We start from the raw sequence: 17,134 nt of genomic DNA, 5'->3' as shown, positions 1-17,134 counted from the left end.
TTACAACCTGCCTGGCTACCGGCCAAGCGTTGACAGTGACTCGTTTTTGATAGCTACTATCAAATCATGTCGACTCTCAGTTCTCGTTGGTGGGCGCTCGGCGCGCTCGTGCTCAGCGTGCTGGTCATCGGGTTGGACGCGACCGTCCTCAACGTGGCCCTCCCCACCCTCGCCGCCGACCTCGGCGCGAGCACCGGCGATCTGCAGTGGATCGTCGACGCGTACATGGTGTTGTTCGCGGCCCTGATGCTCCCGGCGGGCGCGTTCGGCGACCGGTTCGGCCGCAAGCGTCTGCTCCTGGGAGGCCTCGCCGTCTTCGCCGTCGCCTCGGTCATCGCGACGATGGCCGACGGCATCGGCACACTGATCGCCGCGCGGGCGCTCATGGGAGCCGGCGCCGCGGTGATCATGCCGCTGTCCACCTCGATCCTGCCGGTGATCTTCCCGCCGGCGGAGCGCGGCCGGGCCATCGCCGCCTTCACCGCGGCCATGGCCCTCGGCCTGCCTCTCGGGCCGATCGTGGGCGGTTACCTGCTCGACCACTTCTGGTGGGGCTCGATCTTCCTGATCAACATCCCCGTCGTGGTCCTCGCCTTCCTGGCTGCGGCCATGCTGCTCCCCGAGTCGCGCGATCCCTCCTCCCCCCGTCTGGACGTGCCCGGAAGCCTGCTGTCGGTGACCGGTCTCGGCGCGCTCGTGTACGGGATCATCCAGGCGCCCGCGGACGGCTGGGGCGACGGCCGGGTGGTGGCCGCGCTCGGGGCGGGGATCGTGCTTCTCGGGGCGTTCGTCCTGGTGGAGACCCGCACCCGCCAACCCATGATCGGCCTCGGCCTGTTCGGCGACCGCGTGTTCGTCTGGGGCGCGATCGGTGCGACCTTCATCAGCCTGGGCATGACGGGCGTGCTGTTCGTCGTCCCGCAGCACCTGCAGGCCGTCCTCGGGCACGACGCCTTCGGCACCGGAATCCGCGTGCTTCCCATGGTGGCCGGGCTCATGGCCGGCGGCCTGACGGGTGAGCGGCTGATGCGGCGGTTCGGGCTCCGGGCGATGATGGCCGCCGGCCTGCTGGTGCTGGCCGGGGGCTTCGGCCTCGGCACGATGACCACGGCGACGACGGGCTACGGGTACGTCGCCCTCTGGCTGTCCGTCATCGGCGTCGGCGTGGGGCTGGCGATGGTGCCCGCCATGGACGGCGTGCTGGCCACGCTGCCCGAGGAGCGCTCAGGCTCGGGATCCGCCACGTTGCAGACCATGCGTCAGGTCGGCGGCACGCTGGGCGTGGCCGTGCTCGGCAGCCTGCTGTCGGCGGCCTACGTGGACGGCCTTCCCGAGGACGCACCCCAGATGGCGAAGGACTCGATCATCGGCGCCCTTGCCGCCGGCGACGGACCTCTCCTCCAGGCGGCCCGGCAGGCGTTCGTCACCGGGATGGACCAGGTCCTGCTCGCCTGCGGGCTGACCGCCGTTCTCGCCGCGATCCTCATGGCGATCTTCCTGCCGGGCCGTACGCCGAAGGCCGGCGAGACGGCAGAATCGGAGCATGAGCTCACCGCCGCGCACCGACCGTAATCCGGGCCCCTCGGAGCACGTGGCCACGAGCCTCCGTGAGCGCAAGAAGGCCAAGACTCGGCGGACCATCCAGGAGCAGGCCCTGCGACTGTTCGCCGAGCGCGGCTACGAGGCCACGACGGTCGAGCAGATCGCGGAGGCCGCCGAGATCTCGCCGAGCACGTTCTTCCGCTACTTCCCCACCAAGGAGGACGTGGTCATCCAGGACGACTACGACCCCCTTCTCGTCGCCGCGATCCTGCGGCAACCGGCGGACCTCGCTCCGCTGTCGGCGGTCCGGGCCGCGTTCCGGTCGGCGTTCAGCGAGCTGGCGCCCGAGGAACTCGCCCAGGCCCTCTACCGTGCCAAGTTGTCGCTCAGCGTCCCCGCGGTGCGCGTGCGGACCGCGGAGGGCTTGTTCACCACGATCGACGGTCTCGCGCAGGCCGTCGCCGAGCGGTCCGACCGCGACCCGGACAGCCCCGCCGTACGGACCTTCGTGGGCGCCGTGATGGGGGCGATGCTGCCCGCGATCTTCTCGTGGGTCGAGCAGGACGGCGCCGAGCCGTTGCCCGACCTCATCGACGAGGCCATCGGCTACCTCGAGGCCGGGCTGCCGATCTGAGCCGTCAGCGCACGCCCCGGGCGACCGCCGGGCTCACCCGGACGACGCCCGCCAGGTTCTTCGTGTAGACCGCCTGGAACTTCACGACGTCCCCGGTGTGGGGCGCAACCAGCATCTTGCCGTCGCCCCAGTAGATCGCCACGTGCGAGATGTAGCCGGGGTTCGTGGGGTCGTTGCGCCAGAAGAGCAGGTCTCCCGGTCTCACCTGGGACAGCGGGACCTGCGGCCCGGTCGCCCACTGCTGGTCCGCGACCCTAGGCATCCGCACCCCGGCCTGGGCGAAGGCCCACTGCACCAGTCCCGAGCAGTCGAAGCTGTCCGGCCCCTCCGCACCCCACACGTACGGCCGGCCGAGCTTGCCCTGGGCCGCCTGGAGCGCGACCTGGATCTGATCCGTGGACATGAACGACGTCGTCGGCCACGCCGTACGGCCACGCCGCTCGACGACCACCGGGTTGATGGTCGCCACCTGGCTGCCCTTCGGCAGGAGCTTCAGCAGCTTGGCCCGCAGGGCCCGCGAGTCGGCCTTCGGCGCGCTCACGACGAGGGCGTTCCCGGCGGGAATGCCGAGCGACCTGGCGGTCTGCCGGGACACGACGGCCGAGATGGACCCCATCCCCACGGTCGCGTAGGCCCCGACGCGTAACTGCCGGCCGCCTCCGTCCACCATGGAGCCGAGCGTGAGGCCCCCGTCCTTGCCGAGATCGAACGACACGGCCATGTCACCGGCGGCGATGTTGGCCCACAGCGCGTCCGACCTGGCGGTCGACTTCGGCGCGTACGGCCGGAACGTCGACGGCTCGACGCCCAACGTCTGGACCCGCTTGCCGTCCATCCGCACCTCGGCGGCGTCGACGACCTCGACCCCGGTCACGCCCTTCTGGTCGCGCGCCTCCGCCACGTCCTCCGGAGGGAGGGGATGGTCGGCGACCACGAGCAGTTGCGCCTGGATCAGCTTCTTGAGCGGGGCGACCGCGGGCGTCGGGGCCACCGCGGGTCCGGAGGCGGCGACGAACCCGCCCGGATCCCGCACCGGCTGCGCCTGCTCGCGGAAGGCCGCCTTGTCCGGCTCCCGGCCGGTCAGTTCGGCCAGGACCACGACGTCCAGGATCAGCACGGAGGCCAGCAGCGCCGCGATCAACGGCACTGTTCTGCGCAGATTGCGGATCCGGCGGTGAGGGTCCTGCCGGGGCATCCGGGGGCGGAAGGCGAGATCCTGCCGGACCTCGGATACGACCTTGGTGAGCCGCGCTCGTCCATCGAGCACGATCTCACCCCTTTCGACAAATACGCCCGGTCCATCCCGAGCCTGCCGTACAGCCGGGAATCTCGCAATCCTTTACCGCGAGACTCCCGGCATATGGGGTGAGACGCTTTCCTGCGGCTCCGGTCGTCCTAGTTGCCGATGTACGGCACGGCCTCGAGGATCTCCACGGTGTTCTGCCGGCCGTTGGGCAGCGTGTACGTGGCCTTGTCGCCGATCTTCTTGCCGTTGATGGCGGCCCCGAGGGGGGACTTCGGCGAGTAGACGTCGATGGGTGCGCCGCTCTCCTCACGGGAGGCCAGGAGGAAGGTGACCTCCTCGTCGTCCCCGCCGAAACGCACCGTCACGGTCATCCCGGGACCGACGACACCTTCGGCGCGGGGAGCCTCGCCGACCTTCGCGCTGTCGAGGATCTGACGGAGGTGGAAGATTCGGGCCTCCATCTTGCCCTGCTCGTCCTTGGCGGCGTGGTAGCCGCCGTTCTCCTTGAGGTCGCCCTCTTCCCGGGCGGCCTCGATCTTCTTGGCGATGTCGGTGCGACCCGGGCCAGAAAGGTACTCGTACTCCTCCTTGAGGCGGTCGTACGCCTCCTGCGTCAGCCAGGTGACGTTTTCGTTCTGGGAGACGGCCACGGGTTCTCCTTGTTCCTGTAAGTGACTCGGAAGGCTAGGAAGTTAACGCCTTCGAACGCTTCCCCAAAGAATCCACTATACGAGATTGCAGTACTGGACGTGGACCGCTGTGGCCTGGGCAGTGGTCTTCAACGTCTCGGTGAAAGCGATGTCCGATTCGCCGCGCGGAACGTCGATCTCGCGGCTGCCGACCTCGATGTGCTGGGTGTCGACCGCGCGCAAACGGCAGGTCGCCTCGCGGTCGGCCGGCTTGTGCACGGAGAAGGTGATCCGCGCGGACGACGGGGCGCTCGCGTCGAACGTGATGACCTCGGCGCTCACCGAGGGATTGCCCTTGAACGCCACCATCACGTATCCCCAGCCTCCGGCCATCAGGGCCACGAAGACGCCGATGACGGCGTACGCCAGGAATCTCCGGCGCGTGGCCGGGCGGGGCTGGAACTCGTCCGGCGTGCCGAGGATGGGTCCGGGCACCTGACCCTCCGGGCCGTTCGCGGCCTCGTCGCTCGGCATGGCGGAATCTCCCCGTGGTCTGTGGACGTTGTGCGAATCAATTGTCCCCGGAGGGTCGTCCGGGGTCGCGGTCGGGCGGCTAATCCGAAGCACCCCGCCGAATAGAAGCTAACCTCTCCTGGGAGCTACCAGGAGACTTGAGGAGAGCCGTGAGTGCACCGCTGAGGCTGATGGCCGTTCACGCGCACCCAGACGACGAGTCGAGCAAGGGCGCGGCCACGATGGCTCGTTACGTCGCCGAGGGCGTGGAGGTCCTCGTGATCACGTGCACGGGCGGCGAACGGGGCTCGATCCTCAATCCGAAGATGGAGCGCCCGGAGATCCTGGAGAACATGGGCGAGGTGCGCCGCCTGGAGATGGCCGCGGCGCGCGAGATCCTCGGCGTCGAGCAGAGCTTCCTCGGATTCGTCGACTCGGGCCTCCCCGAAGACGAGAGCGAGCCGCTTCCCGAGGGATGCTTCGCCCTTCAGCCGCTCGAGGTGGCCTCCCGGCCGCTCGTGGCGGCGATCCGCGAGTTCCGGCCGCACGTGATCTTGACGTACGACGACAACGGCGGCTACCCGCACCCCGACCACATCATGACCAACCGTGTGTCGGTGGAGGCCTTCGACGCGGCGGGCGACCCGGACCGCTACCCGGGCACCGGGGAGCCCTGGCAGCCGCTGAAGCTCTACTACCACATGGGCTTCACCAAGGAGCGGTTCGAGGCACTGCACGAGATCATGAACGAGCGCGGGATGGGCTCGCCGTACGCCGACTGGATCTCACGCTGGGAGGACCGCCCGCAGAAGTGGGAGGTCACGACCCGGGTGCCGTGCGCCGACTACTTCGAGACGCGGGACCGCGCCCTGCTGGCCCACGCCACACAGGTGGACCCGGACGGGTTCTGGTTCGTGTGCCCGATCGAGATCCAGAAGGAGGCGTGGCCGACCGAGGACTACCACCTGGCGCGCTCGCTGGTCGACACCTCGCTGCCCGAGGACGACCTGTTCACGGGGATCCACGCGGGGGTCTCCCCCGCCTGCTCGTAAGCTGGACCCGTGAACGTCACACCCGACTACACCCACGTCGGCCCCGGGATCCTCGCCTTCATGGTCGTCGCCGCGATCGGCGTCGCCCTGTTCTTCCTGATCAAGTCGATGAACAGGAAGTTCGCCAAGATCCAGGGACCGGACGACAGGGGCGAGAACCACAAGAACGGAGACGACGCGTGACCGAGGTCGTGGACGACGCGGAGAAGGCGCGCTACGAGATCCTGGTCGACGGCCAGGTCGCCGGATTCGCGGAGTATCGGCTACGGCCAGGCAAGATCGTCTTCACGCACACCGTGATCCGCGACGAGTTCGAGGGCAAGGGGCTGGGCAGCAAGCTCGTCTCCACGGCGCTCGACCGGTCGCGGGACGCGGGCCTCAAGGTCGTGCCCCTGTGCCCGTTCGTGGCGGGCTACATCGAGCGCCACCCCGACTATCTCGACCTCGTCGACGACGAACACCGCGCGACCGTCGAGTCCGCGGACTGAGGCGTCGCGCCTGCGGACCGGCCGGTCTCCGGCCGGTCCCGCCTTCGGTCGATCTCCCCGCCCGTTCGATTCAGGCCGATTCGACGCCTGCCGGTACGACTCAGGCCGTTTCGACGCCTGCCAGTACGCCTCTGATCAGTCCGCCGACCAGGCCCGCTCGAGCGCCTTGGGCAGTCCCCACCAGCCCAGCGGCGTGAGCACCTCCGCCTTGTCCACGATGCCGAGGTGCGCCCACAGCGGCGTGACGGCCGTGAAGAGCATCTCGGTCGCCTCGAGGTCCTCCGGTTCGTCGGGCTCGACGTCGATGTCCTCGGAGTCGGCGATGAACCGGGCGATCCGCTCCGGCGAAGCGAGCACGCCCGGGCCGTAGCGGGCCAGGGTGATCACCACCGCCAGCCAGTCGGCGTGGTGGATCGCGCAGAGGGAGGCGAGGATCGAGTCCTCGTGGCTGAGCTCCCCCTCCATGTCGAAGAAGCGGGCCGCGTCCTCCTCGTCGGGGAGGTCGGAGATCGGGGCGGCGATCCCGGCCGCGACCGCGAGCCACAGATCCTCGTCCCGCTCGGGCAGGATTCCGTCCTCGAGCCCGGCGCACGCCCGCAGGATGTTGCCGGGATAGCCCTGCTGGGTCAGTGTGACGCGCAGCCGCCCGGCGGCCGACCGGAGGTCCTGGGCGGGCAGCGGCGGTTCCGGCAGGTCGCCGAGCACCCGGCGCAGCTCGCTGAGCGCGAAGGCCTCCTCCTCGTCCCACGCGGCGAACAACTCCTGGTCCTGCTCGTCGCTGACCACGACGTTCGGAATCCGCCCGTCGGGCAGCGGCGTGGTCAGCCAGCGCTCCTGCAACTCCTCGAAGGCGTGGCGGGCGTCCTGGTCACCGGCGGCCAGCGCGTCGGGGTCGATCTCGCCGGCGTCCACGAGTCCCTCGAGGAACGCGACCATGCGCCCGTACATCTCGGTGGCGACGGGGCCGCGCTCGCTCTCCTCCGGCCACACGAAGTAACTGCGAGTGAGCAGGATCGGCTCGGTCCCGCTGGACTCGAGCCAGCGCTGGACATCTCCCACCGTGGCCGATCCGGACTCGATGCGGGACAGGATCGCCCTGGCCGAGTCCCAGAAGACGACGGACAGCGGGTTGCCCGCGGCCAGCAGTTCCTTGCGCAGGTCAGACAGGGAGACCAGGGCCTGCCCCGAGGGCACGGCCAGCAGGACGCGCGCCACGTCGCGCCGCGTCAGCGCCGCCGCCTGCCGTCCCGAATGCCTGACAGCGAAGTCCAGATCCAAGCTCACGCCCCGTGAGCCTACGCTGGACGGGGCCGGAACACATCCCCGCCGCGTTCGTGGCGGTTCCTTGCCCTAGTAACGGAATGATCTGCTCGTTGTTTTCCCTGGCCGCGAGGGCGATCCGGGCCGCCCGGCCCGCTCCGGCGGAGGCCCTGCCGACGGCCTGACCTCCCCGAGACCCGGGGCCCTCGCGCGTCTCCGTGTGAGAGGCTGGATCTATGAACCGGCTTGGTGGCGCGACCTCGCCTTACCTGCTGCAGCACGCCGACAACCCGGTCGACTGGTTCCCCTGGGGCGACGAGGCGTTCGACGAGGCCCGCTCACGCGGCGTGCCGCTGTTGATCAGCGTCGGTTACTCCGCCTGCCACTGGTGCCACGTCATGGCGCACGAGTCCTTCGAGGACCCCGCGACGGCCCGGATGATGAACGAGCTGTTCGTCAGCATCAAGGTCGACCGCGAGGAGCGGCCGGACGTCGACGCGGTCTACATGGGGGCCACACAGGCGATGACCGGGCAGGGCGGCTGGCCCATGACCGTCTTCGCCACACCGGAGGGGGCGCCGTTCTACGCGGGCACCTACTTCCCCCGGGCGCGCTTCCAGCAGCTTCTCCAGGGCATCTCCCAGGCCTGGCGCGAGGACAGGGAGGCCGTCGTCGCGCAGGGTGCGACGGTGGTCGCGGCGCTCAACGAGCGCGCGGGGCTTCCCCCGGGGGCGACGCCCGCGGCGCCGGTGCTGGAGGCCGCGGTCCGCAACCTCGCCGAGAGCTTCGACCCGCGCAGGGGCGGCTTCGGCGGCGCGCCCAAGTTCCCGCCGTCCATGGTCCTGGAGTTCCTCCTCAGGCACGGCACCACCGACGCCCTCGCCATGGCGGAGAAGACGATGGACGCCATGGCCAGGGGAGGCGTCTACGACCAGCTCGCCGGAGGCTTCGCGCGCTACTCGGTGGACGCCGGCTGGGTCGTCCCGCACTTCGAGAAGATGCTCTACGACAACGCCCTGTTGCTGCGGGTCTACACACACTGGTGGCGCTCCACCGGGTCGGTGCTCGCCAGGCGGATCGCGCTGGAGACCGCCGACTGGCTGCTGCGCGAGATGCGCACACCCGAGGGCGGCTTCGCCTCCGCTCTGGACGCCGACAGCGCGGGCCCGGACGGCACGCACGGAGAGGGCCTGTTCTACGTCTGGACCCCCGAGCAGCTCCGTGACGTGCTCGGCGACGACGACGGCGCCTGGGCCAGCTCGCTCTTCGAGGTGACCGGCACGTTCGAACACGGCACGTCCGTGCTCCAGCTTCTCGCCGATCCCGACGACGCCGCCCGGTTCGACCGGGTCCGTACGGCACTGCTCACGGCCCGCGACAAGCGGACGCGGCCAGGGCGGGACGACAAGGTCGTCGCCTCCTGGAACGGCCTGGCCGTGTCCGCGCTCGCGGAGGCCGGCGCGCTGTTCGACCGTCCCGACCTGGTGGGGGCCGCGCGGGCCGCCGCCGTGCTGCTCGACGACCTGCACGCCGCGCCGGACTCCCCCGTGAACTCCACCGCCGGCTCCACGCCGGACACCGGCCCGGTACGACTGCGCCGGACCTCACGTGACGGGCGGGCCGGCGCCAACGCCGGCGTGCTCGAGGACTATGCGAACGTGGCTGAGGGCTTCCTCACGCTCTACGGCGTGACCGGGGAGACGCGGTGGTTCCGTCGCGCCGGCGGCCTTCTGGAGACGCTGCTCACGCGGTTCCCCGATGGGTCGGGCGGCTTCTTCGACTCGCCCGACGACGGCGAACGACTGTTCCAGCGGCCGCAGGACCCGACCGACAACGCCACGCCGTCAGGTCAGTTCGCCGCCGCCGGAGCCCTGCTGTCCTACGCCGCGCTCACCGGGTCCGCGCGGCACAGGGAGGCGGCCGAGGCGGCTCTCGGCGCGGTCTCGGTGCTGGCGGCCAAGTACGCCAGGTTCGCCGGGTGGGGCCTCGCGGTGACGGAGAGCACGCTGAACGGTCCGGTCGAGGTGGCCGTCGTCGGCCCCGCCGACGATCCGCGTACCAAGGCGCTCCATCGGGCCGCCCTGATGTCGGGCGCGCCGGGACTGGTCGTCGCCCTCGGGCCAGGGGGGACCGCGGATGTCCCGCTCCTGGAGGGCCGCGGACTGGTCGGCGGCGAGCCGGCGGCCTACGTGTGCCGCGGTTTCGCCTGCCGCGCCCCGGTCACCACTCCCGCGGAGCTGCGCGCCCAGCTGTCGGCGTGATCGGCCGTCACCCGGTGCCCGGCGGCGCGGTCGGCACCATCCGAGGCGGCTGACCGGGGGTTCCGGCACCGGGAGGCGTGTCGTCCCCGGGCACGCCTATGCCTCCGTCTCCGGCGCCTCCGCCGACGTCGCCGTTGCCGGGCGGGCCGCTGGAACCGGTGGAGCGGCGGGGATCCGGTGTGGTGGCTGTCGCGGCCCCGGTGTCCGACGCGGTGGGCGTCGGGGTGGCGCCCTGGCTGGGCGACTGCGAGGGCGACGCGCTGGCGCCGTATCCGTCCCAGTAGTAATAGGGATCCCAGGAGACGGGGTCGGGGAACTCCTTGACCGGCTTGCCCTCCATCGCGGCGCTCATGAAGTACTTCCAGATCTGGGCGGGCAACGTCCCGCCGTACAACTCCCCGTAGCCGGGCACGGTCACCGGCTTGTTGTCGTCGCGGAACATGTCGACGGCCACGGCCAGCTGGGGGACGTACCCGGAGAACCACACGGCGGCCGACTCGTCGGTCGTCCCCGTCTTCCCCGCCACGGGGCGGTCGTAGAGGCGGGCGGCGGTTCCGGTGCCCCCGGTCACGACCTGCTCCAGCGCGTAGGTCGTGTCGGCGGCCGTGGCCTCGCTGAACGCCCGCACCCCGTTGACAGTGATCTTCTTGGTCACGCCGTTCGCATCGGTGATCGCACGGATCACGTGCGCCGGGCGGTGCACGCCCTTCGCGGCGAACGTGGCGAACCCTGAGGCCTGCTGCACGGCGCTCACCGACGCCGTGCCGAGCGGGAAGGTGGGGAAGTCCTTCTGCTTGACGAGCTGGTCGGCCGGGATCCCCGCGGCCTCCGCCGCCGCCGCGACCTTGTCCAGGCCGACGAGCCGCCCGAGATCGACGAACGCGGTGTTGACGGAGTACTGGGCGGCCTGCACGAGCGTGATGGCCGAGCCGTACGACCTGTTGTCGGAGTTGGGGATCTCGGCCGTGTCGATCCGCAGGGGCGAGTTGCCGTACACCCGGGTGCCGAGGCCGTAGCCCGCCTGCAGGGCGGCGGCGAGCGCGTACGGCTTGAACGTCGAGCCCGCCTGGACCTTCGCGGAGAAGGCGTTGTCGTACTGGTTGGTCTCGTAGCGGCCCCCGTAGAAGGCGACCACCTCTCCCGTCGCCGGGTCGACGGCGGCGAGGCCGGTGCGGACGCTCTTGGGCGTGCCGCTGGGGAGCACCGCCTTCACCGAGTCCTGCGCGAGGCCCATCAGCTTCTTGTCGAAGGTCGTGGTGATCTTGAGACCACCCTGGTTGATGTTCTCGTCGCTGTAGCCGAGCCGGTTCAGCTCCGCCCGCACCTGGGCGAGCATGTAGCCGTTCTGGCCGCCGAGTGACAGCGGGGCCTTCTGCGCGGCCAGCTTGGGGAACTCCTGGGCGGCCCCGTCGGCGGAGGTCAGCGCCCGCGTGGCGACCATGCCGTCGACGACCGCACGCCAGCGGGCGCGCGCCGCTTCGAGGTCAGCGCCCTTGGGATCGGCGAACCGGCTCGGCTGCTGGATCACGGCCGCCAGGTACGCCCCCTCGGCCGGGGTGAGGTTCTGCACGTCCTTGTTGAAGTACGCCAGCGAGGCGGCCTGGATGCCGTAGGCGCCGCGGCCGAAGTAGATCGTGTTGAGGTACTGCTCGAGCACCCAGTCCTTGGACTTCGACTGGTCGACCTTCAGGGCGATCATGATCTCCTTGAGCTTGCGCCCGATGGAGCGTTCCTGACCGAGGCCGCTGTAGTAGTTGCGGACCATCTGCTGGGTGATCGTCGAGCCGCCCTGGAGCTGGCCGCCGGTGAGCGTGGACCACATGGCGCGCGCGGTGCCGGAGAGCGAGACCCCCTGGTCCTGGTAGAACGTCCGGTTCTCCGCGGCGATGACCGCGTTGCGCACGACTGTGGGGACCTGGCTGAGCGGCACGTTCTTGCGGTTGACGCCCTCGTTGGCGAGGACGGACCTGCCATCGCGGTAGTAGATCACCGAGCCCTGCGCCGTGGCCAGTTCCTGGGTGGTGTCCGGAATCGGGGTCAGCACCCACACGACGCCGACGGTGACGACCAGCGCGGCGGCCGACGCCGCCACCGCGATGAGAAGTATGCGGAGCAACCGCTTCCGTGGCCGCTTCACGACCCGCCGAACGGTCCCGGATTTGGGCGGTATTGGCCCTTCGCCACTTTCGACCGGCTTGGTCCAATTCCGGCTGTCACGGTCCCCCCGACCGTCTTCGCCGCCGTGCACGCGTTACCCCCAAAACATCCCCTTACACCCCTGAGCTGGGCGAATGGATCCACGGTAAACGATGGATAACAATGCTCGGCCCAAACCCATACTGGCGTACGGCGCGGTTTTCCCGCCCGCGTTCCGGTCTATGTGCGCGCGGCGGCGACCAATGGAAGGGTTCGATAAGGGACAGGTGTGTCGAGAGCGATCACCGATGAAGTCCGCACGACGCCCTCGACGTCGACGATGAGGTCGATGACCCGCTGGAGATCGGCGTTGCTGCGGGCGACCACCCGGCAGAGCATGTCGCCGCCGCCGGTGATGGTGTGGACCTCGAGCACCTCGGGAACCAGGGCGAGCCGGTCGGCGACCGGCACGTGCCCGCTGACCTGACGGATCTGCAGCGTCACGAAGGCGGTGACGTCGTATCCCAGCGCGGCGGGGTCGATCTGCGGGCCGTGCCCGACGATGACGCCCCTGGCCGCCAGGCGATCGAGCCGCGCCTGCACGGTGCCCCTCGCCACGTTCAGCCGGCGGGAGCACTCCAGCACGCCGATCCGCGGCTCTTCGGTCAGCAACGTGACGAGCCTGACGTCGAGCTGATCAATCGTCACAACGTTTACCTCCGTCGGGGATTAGCGATTGGGCAAATTGTCCACCAATAGATCTCACTCTTGCACAATTTGGCCACCTCATCGGACAGTGGACTCATGAACGATGTCTTTCCGGTTAACGGCATGGACGCGGTGGTCTTCGCTGTCGGCAACGCGAAGCAGGCCGCGCACTACTACTCGACCGCCTTCGGCATGCGACTGGTGGCCTACCGGGGCCCCGAGACGGGCAGCCCCGACGAGGTCGCGTACGTCCTGGTCTCCGGTTCCGCACGCTTCGAGCTGCGCGGGGCCGTACGGCCGGGCACGGAGCTGGCCAGGCATGTGGCGGACCACGGTGACGGCGTCATCGACCTCGCGATCGAGGTGCCCGACGCCGAGGCGGCCTATCGGCAGGCCGTCGAACGGGGTGCCACGGGCCTCGTGGAGCCGCACGTCGTGGAGGACGACCACGGCAAGGTCGTGATCTCGGCGATCGCCACCTACGGCGAGACCCGGCACACCTTCGTGGACAGGTCCAACTACGGGGGCGTCTACCTGCCCGGTTACGTCCCCGCCCAGCCGATTGTCGCCGCCCCCGACGTGAAGAACGGCCGGGTCTTCCAGGCCATCGACCACTGCGTCGGCAACGTCGAGCAGATGGACGAGTGGGTCGACTTCTACGAGCGCATCATGGGCTTCACCAAGATGGCGGAGTTCATCGGCGACGACATCGCCACCGAGTACTCGGCGCTGATGTCGAAGGTCGTGGCCGACGGCACCCGCAAGGTCAAGTTCCCGCTGAACGAGCCCGCGGAGGGCAAGAAGAAGTCGCAGATCGAGGAGTACCTCGAGTTCTACGGCGGAGCGGGCGTCCAGCACATCGCGCTCGCCACCAACGACATCCTGGCGACCGTGGACCACATGCGGGCGGCCGGCGTGGAGTTCCTGGCCACGCCCGACTCCTACTACGACGACCCCGAGCTGCGTGAGCGGATCGGCACGGTGCGGGTGCCCGTGGAGGAGCTCAAGAAGCGCAGCGTCCTGGTCGACCGCGACGAGGACGGCTACCTCCTGCAGATCTTCACCAAGCCGGTGGTGGACCGGCCCACGGTGTTCTTCGAGCTGATCGAACGCCACGGGTCGCTCGGCTTCGGCAAGGGCAACTTCAAGGCGCTGTTCGAGGCCATCGAGCGCGAGCAGGCCCTGCGAGGCACCCTGTAACGATCACGCGGTAGCGGGCGGCGGGGTAAAACAGCCGGACAGTCGGTGCCTGACCTGGGAACCCACCTCACGTAAGGTGGCTCGACATATGGCTCCTCATCACACGGCGACCCCGCCGCGCCACCTCGCCAAACGGCTCCTGCGACCACTGTCACTGGGGGTCGCGCTGTCCCTCGCCCTGCCACTCGCAGGCGTCTCCGCGGCGTGCTCCGCCTCTGAGGGCGCGGTGAGCGGCAGGGGGCCGGGAGGCGGCACCCAGGGAGCCGCCGGAATCGGCGACCCCGACTTCCCCGAGGACGGCAACGGCGGCTACGACGCCGAGCACTACGATCTGGCCCTCTCCTACGACCCCGCCTCCCGGCGCCTGTCCGGCACCGCGACCCTGCGGGCGACGGCCGTACAGGACCTGACGTCCTTCGATCTCGACCTGCACGGACTCACGGTGAGCCGGGTCACCGTCGACGGCGCCGCCGCGCGGTTCGGCCGGCGAGCCGACGAGCTGACGATCTCCCCGGCGACGCGGATCGCCAGGAACACGAAGTTCGAGGTCACGGTCGCCTACGCCGGGGTCCCGGATCCGATCCGCAACTACGCCAACCTGGGGACCTACGGGTTCATCGCGACGCAGGACGGGTCGTTCGTCACCTGCGAGCCCAACGGGGCCAAGACCTGGTACCCCTCGAACGACCACCCCTCCGACAAGGCGACGTACGGCTTCACGATCACGGTGCCCGCGGGAGTCACCGCGATAGCGAACGGCGAGCTCGCCTCACCGCCCTCGACGAACGACGGCAGGACCACGTTCGTGTGGCAGGAGAGGCACCCGATGGCCTCCTACCTCGCGACGATGACGACGGGCAGGTTCGAGACGCGCACCGGGAAGAGCGCCGCCGGCATCCCGATCTACGCGGCCGTCGACCCCGCCTTCCACGGCTCGCTGGACACGCTCTACACGAGGACCGGGCAGATCACCGACTACTGGTCGACCGTCTTCGGTCCCTACCCGTTCTCCTCGACCGGCGCCGTGGTGGACGACTACGCCGCCGGGTACGCGCTGGAGAACCAGACCAAACCGATCTACGGCGGGTTCACCCCGGATTCCGGGGTCATCGCCCACGAACTGGCCCATCAGTGGTTCGGCGACAGCGTGAGCATCACCCGCTGGAAGGACCTGTGGCTGAACGAGGGGTTCGCCACGTACGCCGAGTGGTTGTGGTCGGAGCATGAGGGCGGGTCGACGGCCGACACGGTCTTCCGCAACTACTACGCGAAGACCGCCGACCCCATGTGGGGCTACCCTCCGGGGCGGGCCCAGCGCGCCGACCTGTTCAACGGCTCGGTGTACACGCGGGGCGCCATGACGCTGCACGCGCTGCGCAGGCAGATCGGCGACTCGGCCTTCTTCACGCTGATCAAGAAGTGGACCGCCACCCACCAGTACGGCAACGCCACCACCGAGCAGTTCATCGCCCTGGCCCAGCAGACGTCCGGCAAGGATCTGTCCGGCCTGTTCGACGCGTGGCTGTTCCAGCCGCGGCGCCCCGCGCCCGTGACCTGAGAGGGTCAGGAGAAGATCAGCTTGAGCCCGTCACGGCGGAGGGCGCTCAGCACCTCGTCGCAGTGCGCGGGGCCTCGGGTCTCCAGTTGCAGCAGGACCTCGACCTCGTCCAGGTGCAGGCGGGTGCCCATCCGCTCGTGGACCACGTCGAGCACGTTGACGCCCAGGTCGGCCAGCCTGCCGAGCAGCGCCGCGAGGGCGCCGGGACGGTCGGTCAGCCGGACGCGGAACGCCAGATAACGCCCGGCCGCCGCCAGACCGTGCCTGAGCACGCGGGCGAGCAGCAGCGGGTCGATGTTCCCGCCGGACAGCACAGCGACCACGGGCGGCTCGAACGCGTGCGGCTGGTCGAGCAGCGCCGCCACCCCCGCGACGCCGGCGGGCTCGACGACCAGCTTCGAGCGCTCGAGGCACAGCAGCAGGGCCCGCGACAGGGACTCCTCTGAGACCGTCACCACACTGTCGACCAGGTAGTGGATCAGCTCGAACGGCAGCTCGCCCGGGCGTCCCACCGCGATCCCGTCGGCCATCGTGAACGCGGGCTCGACCATCACCGGGTGCCCGGCGGCGAGCGACTCCGGATAGGCGGCCGCCCGCTCCGCCTGGACGCCGACCACCCTGATCCCCGGCCGCTGCGACTTCACCGCGAGCGCCACTCCGGCGGCCAGACCGCCGCCGCCGATCGGGAGCACGATGGTGGCCGCCTCCGGCAGTTGCTCCAGGATCTCCAGACCGACCGTGCCCTGCCCGGCGACGATGTCCGGGTGGTCGAACGGGTGGATGAACAGGGCGCCGGTCTTCTCGGCGTGCTCCTGCGCCGCCTGCAGCGCCACGTCGACCGTGTGCCCGGCGAAGACGACGTCCGCGCCGTACGCCCGGGTGGCCTCGACCTTGGGCAGCGGCGCGCCCTCCGGCATGTAGACCGTCGCCTTGGCTCCGAGCAGCCCGGAGCCGAGCGCCACGCCCTGGGCGTGGTTGCCGGCGCTCGCGGCCACGACCCCGCGCGCCCGCTCCTCGTCGGTCAGCCGCGCGATGCGCACGTAGGCGCCCCGGACCTTGAACGACCCGGCCCGCTGGAGGTTCTCGCACTTGAGATACACCGGCCCGCCGACCGTCTCCGACAGGACACGGGAGTGCACCACCGGAGTGTGCGCGATCACGTCGTCAAGGAGATCACGCGCGGCGACGACGTCGTCGAACGTCATCTGTGGGACAGCCATGCCGCCCATCCTCTCGTACGGCGCCGATTACGGCGTGGCTACCACGGCCCGCGAGCGGTCGGCGGCGAGCTTGACCGCGAACGCGCCCAACACGGTGCCCATTACGTACCGCTGGAAGCGCAGCCAGGTCGGCCGCGTGCCGAAGAACACCGCGAGGGCGCCCGCGCTCAGCACGATGAGCGTGTTGACCACCATGCTGATCACGATCTGCACGGTCCCCAGCAGGAAGCTCTGCGCCATCACGTGACCCGCCGAGGGGTCGATGAACTGCGGCAGCAGGGACATGTACATCACGGCGGCCTTCGGGTTGAGCAGGTTGGTGACCAGCCCCATCAGGAACAGCTTCCGAGGCGGGTCCGGCTTGAGGGCCTTCGGCTCGAAGATCGACGTGCCGCCCGGCTTGAGGGTCTTCCACGCGAGGTAGAGCAGGTAGCCGGCGCCTGCGAGCTTGATCGCGACGTACGCCTCGGGGACCAGAGCGAACACCGCCGTCAACCCCAGGCAGGTGGCCCCCAGGTAGGCGAGGAAGCCCACGGCCACGCCGCTCAGGGAGACCAGCCCCGCCCGCCGTCCCTGGGTGATCGAACGCGACACCAGATAGACCATGTTCGGCCCGGGCGTCAGGACCATGCCCAACGCCACGAGAGTGATTCCCGCCAACGCCCCGAGACTCATGCGAGTCACCCT

The 17,134-nt window shown here is 69.9% G+C and carries 16 protein-coding genes; 8 read left to right on the top strand and 8 right to left on the bottom strand.

What is annotated here, in order from left to right; genetic code table 11:
* Positions 1-66 precede the first annotated feature (66 nt).
* Together Pph01_RS10995 and Pph01_RS10990 are read left to right on the top strand one after the other, a co-directional pair.
* Positions 67-1,572: an MFS transporter gene (locus Pph01_RS10995; protein ID WP_204072916.1), complete on the top strand. Its 1,506-nt coding sequence runs from the start codon at positions 67-69 to the stop codon at positions 1,570-1,572.
* The gene (locus tag Pph01_RS10990) at positions 1,544-2,176 is read left to right on the top strand and encodes an acyl-CoA-like ligand-binding transcription factor (protein WP_204072915.1); all 633 of its coding nucleotides are present in this window, start codon (positions 1,544-1,546) and stop codon (positions 2,174-2,176) included. The genes Pph01_RS10995 and Pph01_RS10990 overlap by 29 nt, the downstream gene beginning before the upstream one ends.
* A gap of 4 nt (positions 2,177-2,180) precedes the next feature.
* Here Pph01_RS10990 and Pph01_RS10985 read toward each other — a convergent pair whose 3' ends face one another.
* The 3 genes from Pph01_RS10985 to Pph01_RS10975 form a co-directional block, all read right to left on the bottom strand.
* A complete protein-coding gene (locus Pph01_RS10985; protein ID WP_239116590.1) occupies positions 2,181-3,443 on the bottom strand; it encodes a C40 family peptidase in 1,263 nt (420 codons plus the stop codon).
* 128 nt (positions 3,444-3,571) lie between these two features.
* The gene (greA, locus tag Pph01_RS10980; protein WP_203943230.1) at positions 3,572-4,072 is read right to left on the bottom strand and encodes a transcription elongation factor GreA; all 501 of its coding nucleotides are present in this window, start codon (positions 4,070-4,072) and stop codon (positions 3,572-3,574) included.
* A 75-nt stretch (positions 4,073-4,147) separates the two neighbouring features.
* A complete protein-coding gene (locus tag Pph01_RS10975; RefSeq protein WP_204072914.1) occupies positions 4,148-4,585 on the bottom strand; it encodes a DUF4307 domain-containing protein in 438 nt (145 codons plus the stop codon).
* A gap of 149 nt (positions 4,586-4,734) precedes the next feature.
* On the opposite strand from Pph01_RS10975, the gene mca reads away from it, so the two are divergent.
* The 3 genes from mca to Pph01_RS10960 are packed head-to-tail and all read left to right on the top strand — an operon-like array spanning position 4,735 to position 6,104.
* Positions 4,735-5,616: a mycothiol conjugate amidase Mca gene (gene mca / locus Pph01_RS10970; protein WP_239116589.1), complete on the top strand. Its 882-nt coding sequence runs from the start codon at positions 4,735-4,737 to the stop codon at positions 5,614-5,616.
* 9 nt (positions 5,617-5,625) lie between these two features.
* Positions 5,626-5,799, top strand: a complete 174-nt coding sequence (locus Pph01_RS10965) for a hypothetical protein (RefSeq protein ID WP_204072913.1) — start codon at positions 5,626-5,628, stop codon at positions 5,797-5,799.
* The gene (locus Pph01_RS10960; RefSeq protein WP_204072912.1) at positions 5,796-6,104 is read left to right on the top strand and encodes a GNAT family N-acetyltransferase; all 309 of its coding nucleotides are present in this window, start codon (positions 5,796-5,798) and stop codon (positions 6,102-6,104) included. Before Pph01_RS10965 ends, Pph01_RS10960 begins: the two co-directional genes overlap by 4 nt.
* A gap of 135 nt (positions 6,105-6,239) precedes the next feature.
* Here the strand turns inward: Pph01_RS10960 and Pph01_RS10955 are convergent, their stop codons facing one another.
* Positions 6,240-7,388 (bottom strand): hypothetical protein, encoded by a 1,149-nt coding sequence (locus tag Pph01_RS10955; protein ID WP_239116588.1) that lies wholly within the window; start codon positions 7,386-7,388, stop codon positions 6,240-6,242.
* 212 nt (positions 7,389-7,600) lie between these two features.
* Here Pph01_RS10955 and Pph01_RS10950 point away from each other — a divergent pair, with 212 nt between their 5' ends.
* Positions 7,601-9,625, top strand: a complete 2,025-nt coding sequence (locus Pph01_RS10950; protein ID WP_204072911.1) for a thioredoxin domain-containing protein — start codon at positions 7,601-7,603, stop codon at positions 9,623-9,625.
* A gap of 7 nt (positions 9,626-9,632) precedes the next feature.
* On the opposite strand, the gene Pph01_RS10945 is transcribed toward Pph01_RS10950, so the two are convergent.
* Positions 9,633-11,762: a transglycosylase domain-containing protein gene (locus tag Pph01_RS10945; RefSeq protein WP_204072910.1), complete on the bottom strand. Its 2,130-nt coding sequence runs from the start codon at positions 11,760-11,762 to the stop codon at positions 9,633-9,635.
* Positions 11,763-12,001: 239 nt separating this feature from the next.
* On the bottom strand, positions 12,002-12,469 hold the full coding sequence (locus Pph01_RS10940; protein WP_204072909.1) for an Lrp/AsnC family transcriptional regulator: 468 nt from the start codon (positions 12,467-12,469) through the stop codon (positions 12,002-12,004).
* Between the two features lie 96 nt (positions 12,470-12,565).
* On the opposite strand from Pph01_RS10940, the gene hppD reads away from it, so the two are divergent.
* Both hppD and Pph01_RS10930 read left to right on the top strand, forming a co-directional pair.
* Positions 12,566-13,669, top strand: coding sequence for a 4-hydroxyphenylpyruvate dioxygenase (gene hppD / locus Pph01_RS10935; protein WP_204072908.1), 1,104 nt, complete (start codon positions 12,566-12,568; stop codon positions 13,667-13,669).
* An 88-nt stretch (positions 13,670-13,757) separates the two neighbouring features.
* On the top strand, positions 13,758-15,227 hold the full coding sequence (locus Pph01_RS10930; RefSeq protein ID WP_204072907.1) for a M1 family metallopeptidase: 1,470 nt from the start codon (positions 13,758-13,760) through the stop codon (positions 15,225-15,227).
* Between the two features lie 5 nt (positions 15,228-15,232).
* Here Pph01_RS10930 and ilvA read toward each other — a convergent pair whose 3' ends face one another.
* Complete coding sequence (gene ilvA / locus Pph01_RS10925; protein WP_204072906.1) at positions 15,233-16,447, bottom strand: threonine ammonia-lyase; 1,215 nt, start codon at positions 16,445-16,447, stop codon at positions 15,233-15,235.
* Positions 16,448-16,474: 27 nt separating this feature from the next.
* Entirely contained in the window at positions 16,475-17,122 is a 648-nt protein-coding gene (locus Pph01_RS10920; RefSeq protein ID WP_204072905.1) for a LysE family translocator, read from the bottom strand.
* Positions 17,123-17,134 lie beyond the last annotated feature (12 nt).

Origin of the sequence: Planotetraspora phitsanulokensis (genome assembly GCF_016863295.1) — a bacterium.
GTDB classification, from domain to species: domain Bacteria; phylum Actinomycetota; class Actinomycetes; order Streptosporangiales; family Streptosporangiaceae; genus Planotetraspora; species Planotetraspora phitsanulokensis.
The sequence above is the reverse complement of the archived record's forward strand: the minus strand, read 5'-3'. Positions and strand labels throughout refer to the sequence as shown.

What these genes read in the sequence shown, in the direction of transcription:
- Pph01_RS10995 (WP_204072916.1), top strand. Translation starts at nt 67, where the DNA reads ATGTCGACTCTCAGTTCTCGTTGGTGGGCGCTCGGCGCGCTCGTGCTC.
- hppD (WP_204072908.1), top strand. Translation starts at nt 12,566, where the DNA reads ATGAACGATGTCTTTCCGGTTAACGGCATGGACGCGGTGGTCTTCGCT.
- Pph01_RS10975 (WP_204072914.1), bottom strand. Translation starts at nt 4,585, where the DNA reads ATGCCGAGCGACGAGGCCGCGAACGGCCCGGAGGGTCAGGTGCCCGGA.
- Pph01_RS10930 (WP_204072907.1), top strand. Translation starts at nt 13,758, where the DNA reads ATGGCTCCTCATCACACGGCGACCCCGCCGCGCCACCTCGCCAAACGG.
- ilvA (WP_204072906.1), bottom strand. Translation starts at nt 16,447, where the DNA reads ATGGCTGTCCCACAGATGACGTTCGACGACGTCGTCGCCGCGCGTGAT.
- Pph01_RS10920 (WP_204072905.1), bottom strand. Translation starts at nt 17,122, where the DNA reads ATGAGTCTCGGGGCGTTGGCGGGAATCACTCTCGTGGCGTTGGGCATG.
- Pph01_RS10950 (WP_204072911.1), top strand. Translation starts at nt 7,601, where the DNA reads ATGAACCGGCTTGGTGGCGCGACCTCGCCTTACCTGCTGCAGCACGCC.
- Pph01_RS10990 (WP_204072915.1), top strand. Translation starts at nt 1,544, where the DNA reads ATGAGCTCACCGCCGCGCACCGACCGTAATCCGGGCCCCTCGGAGCAC.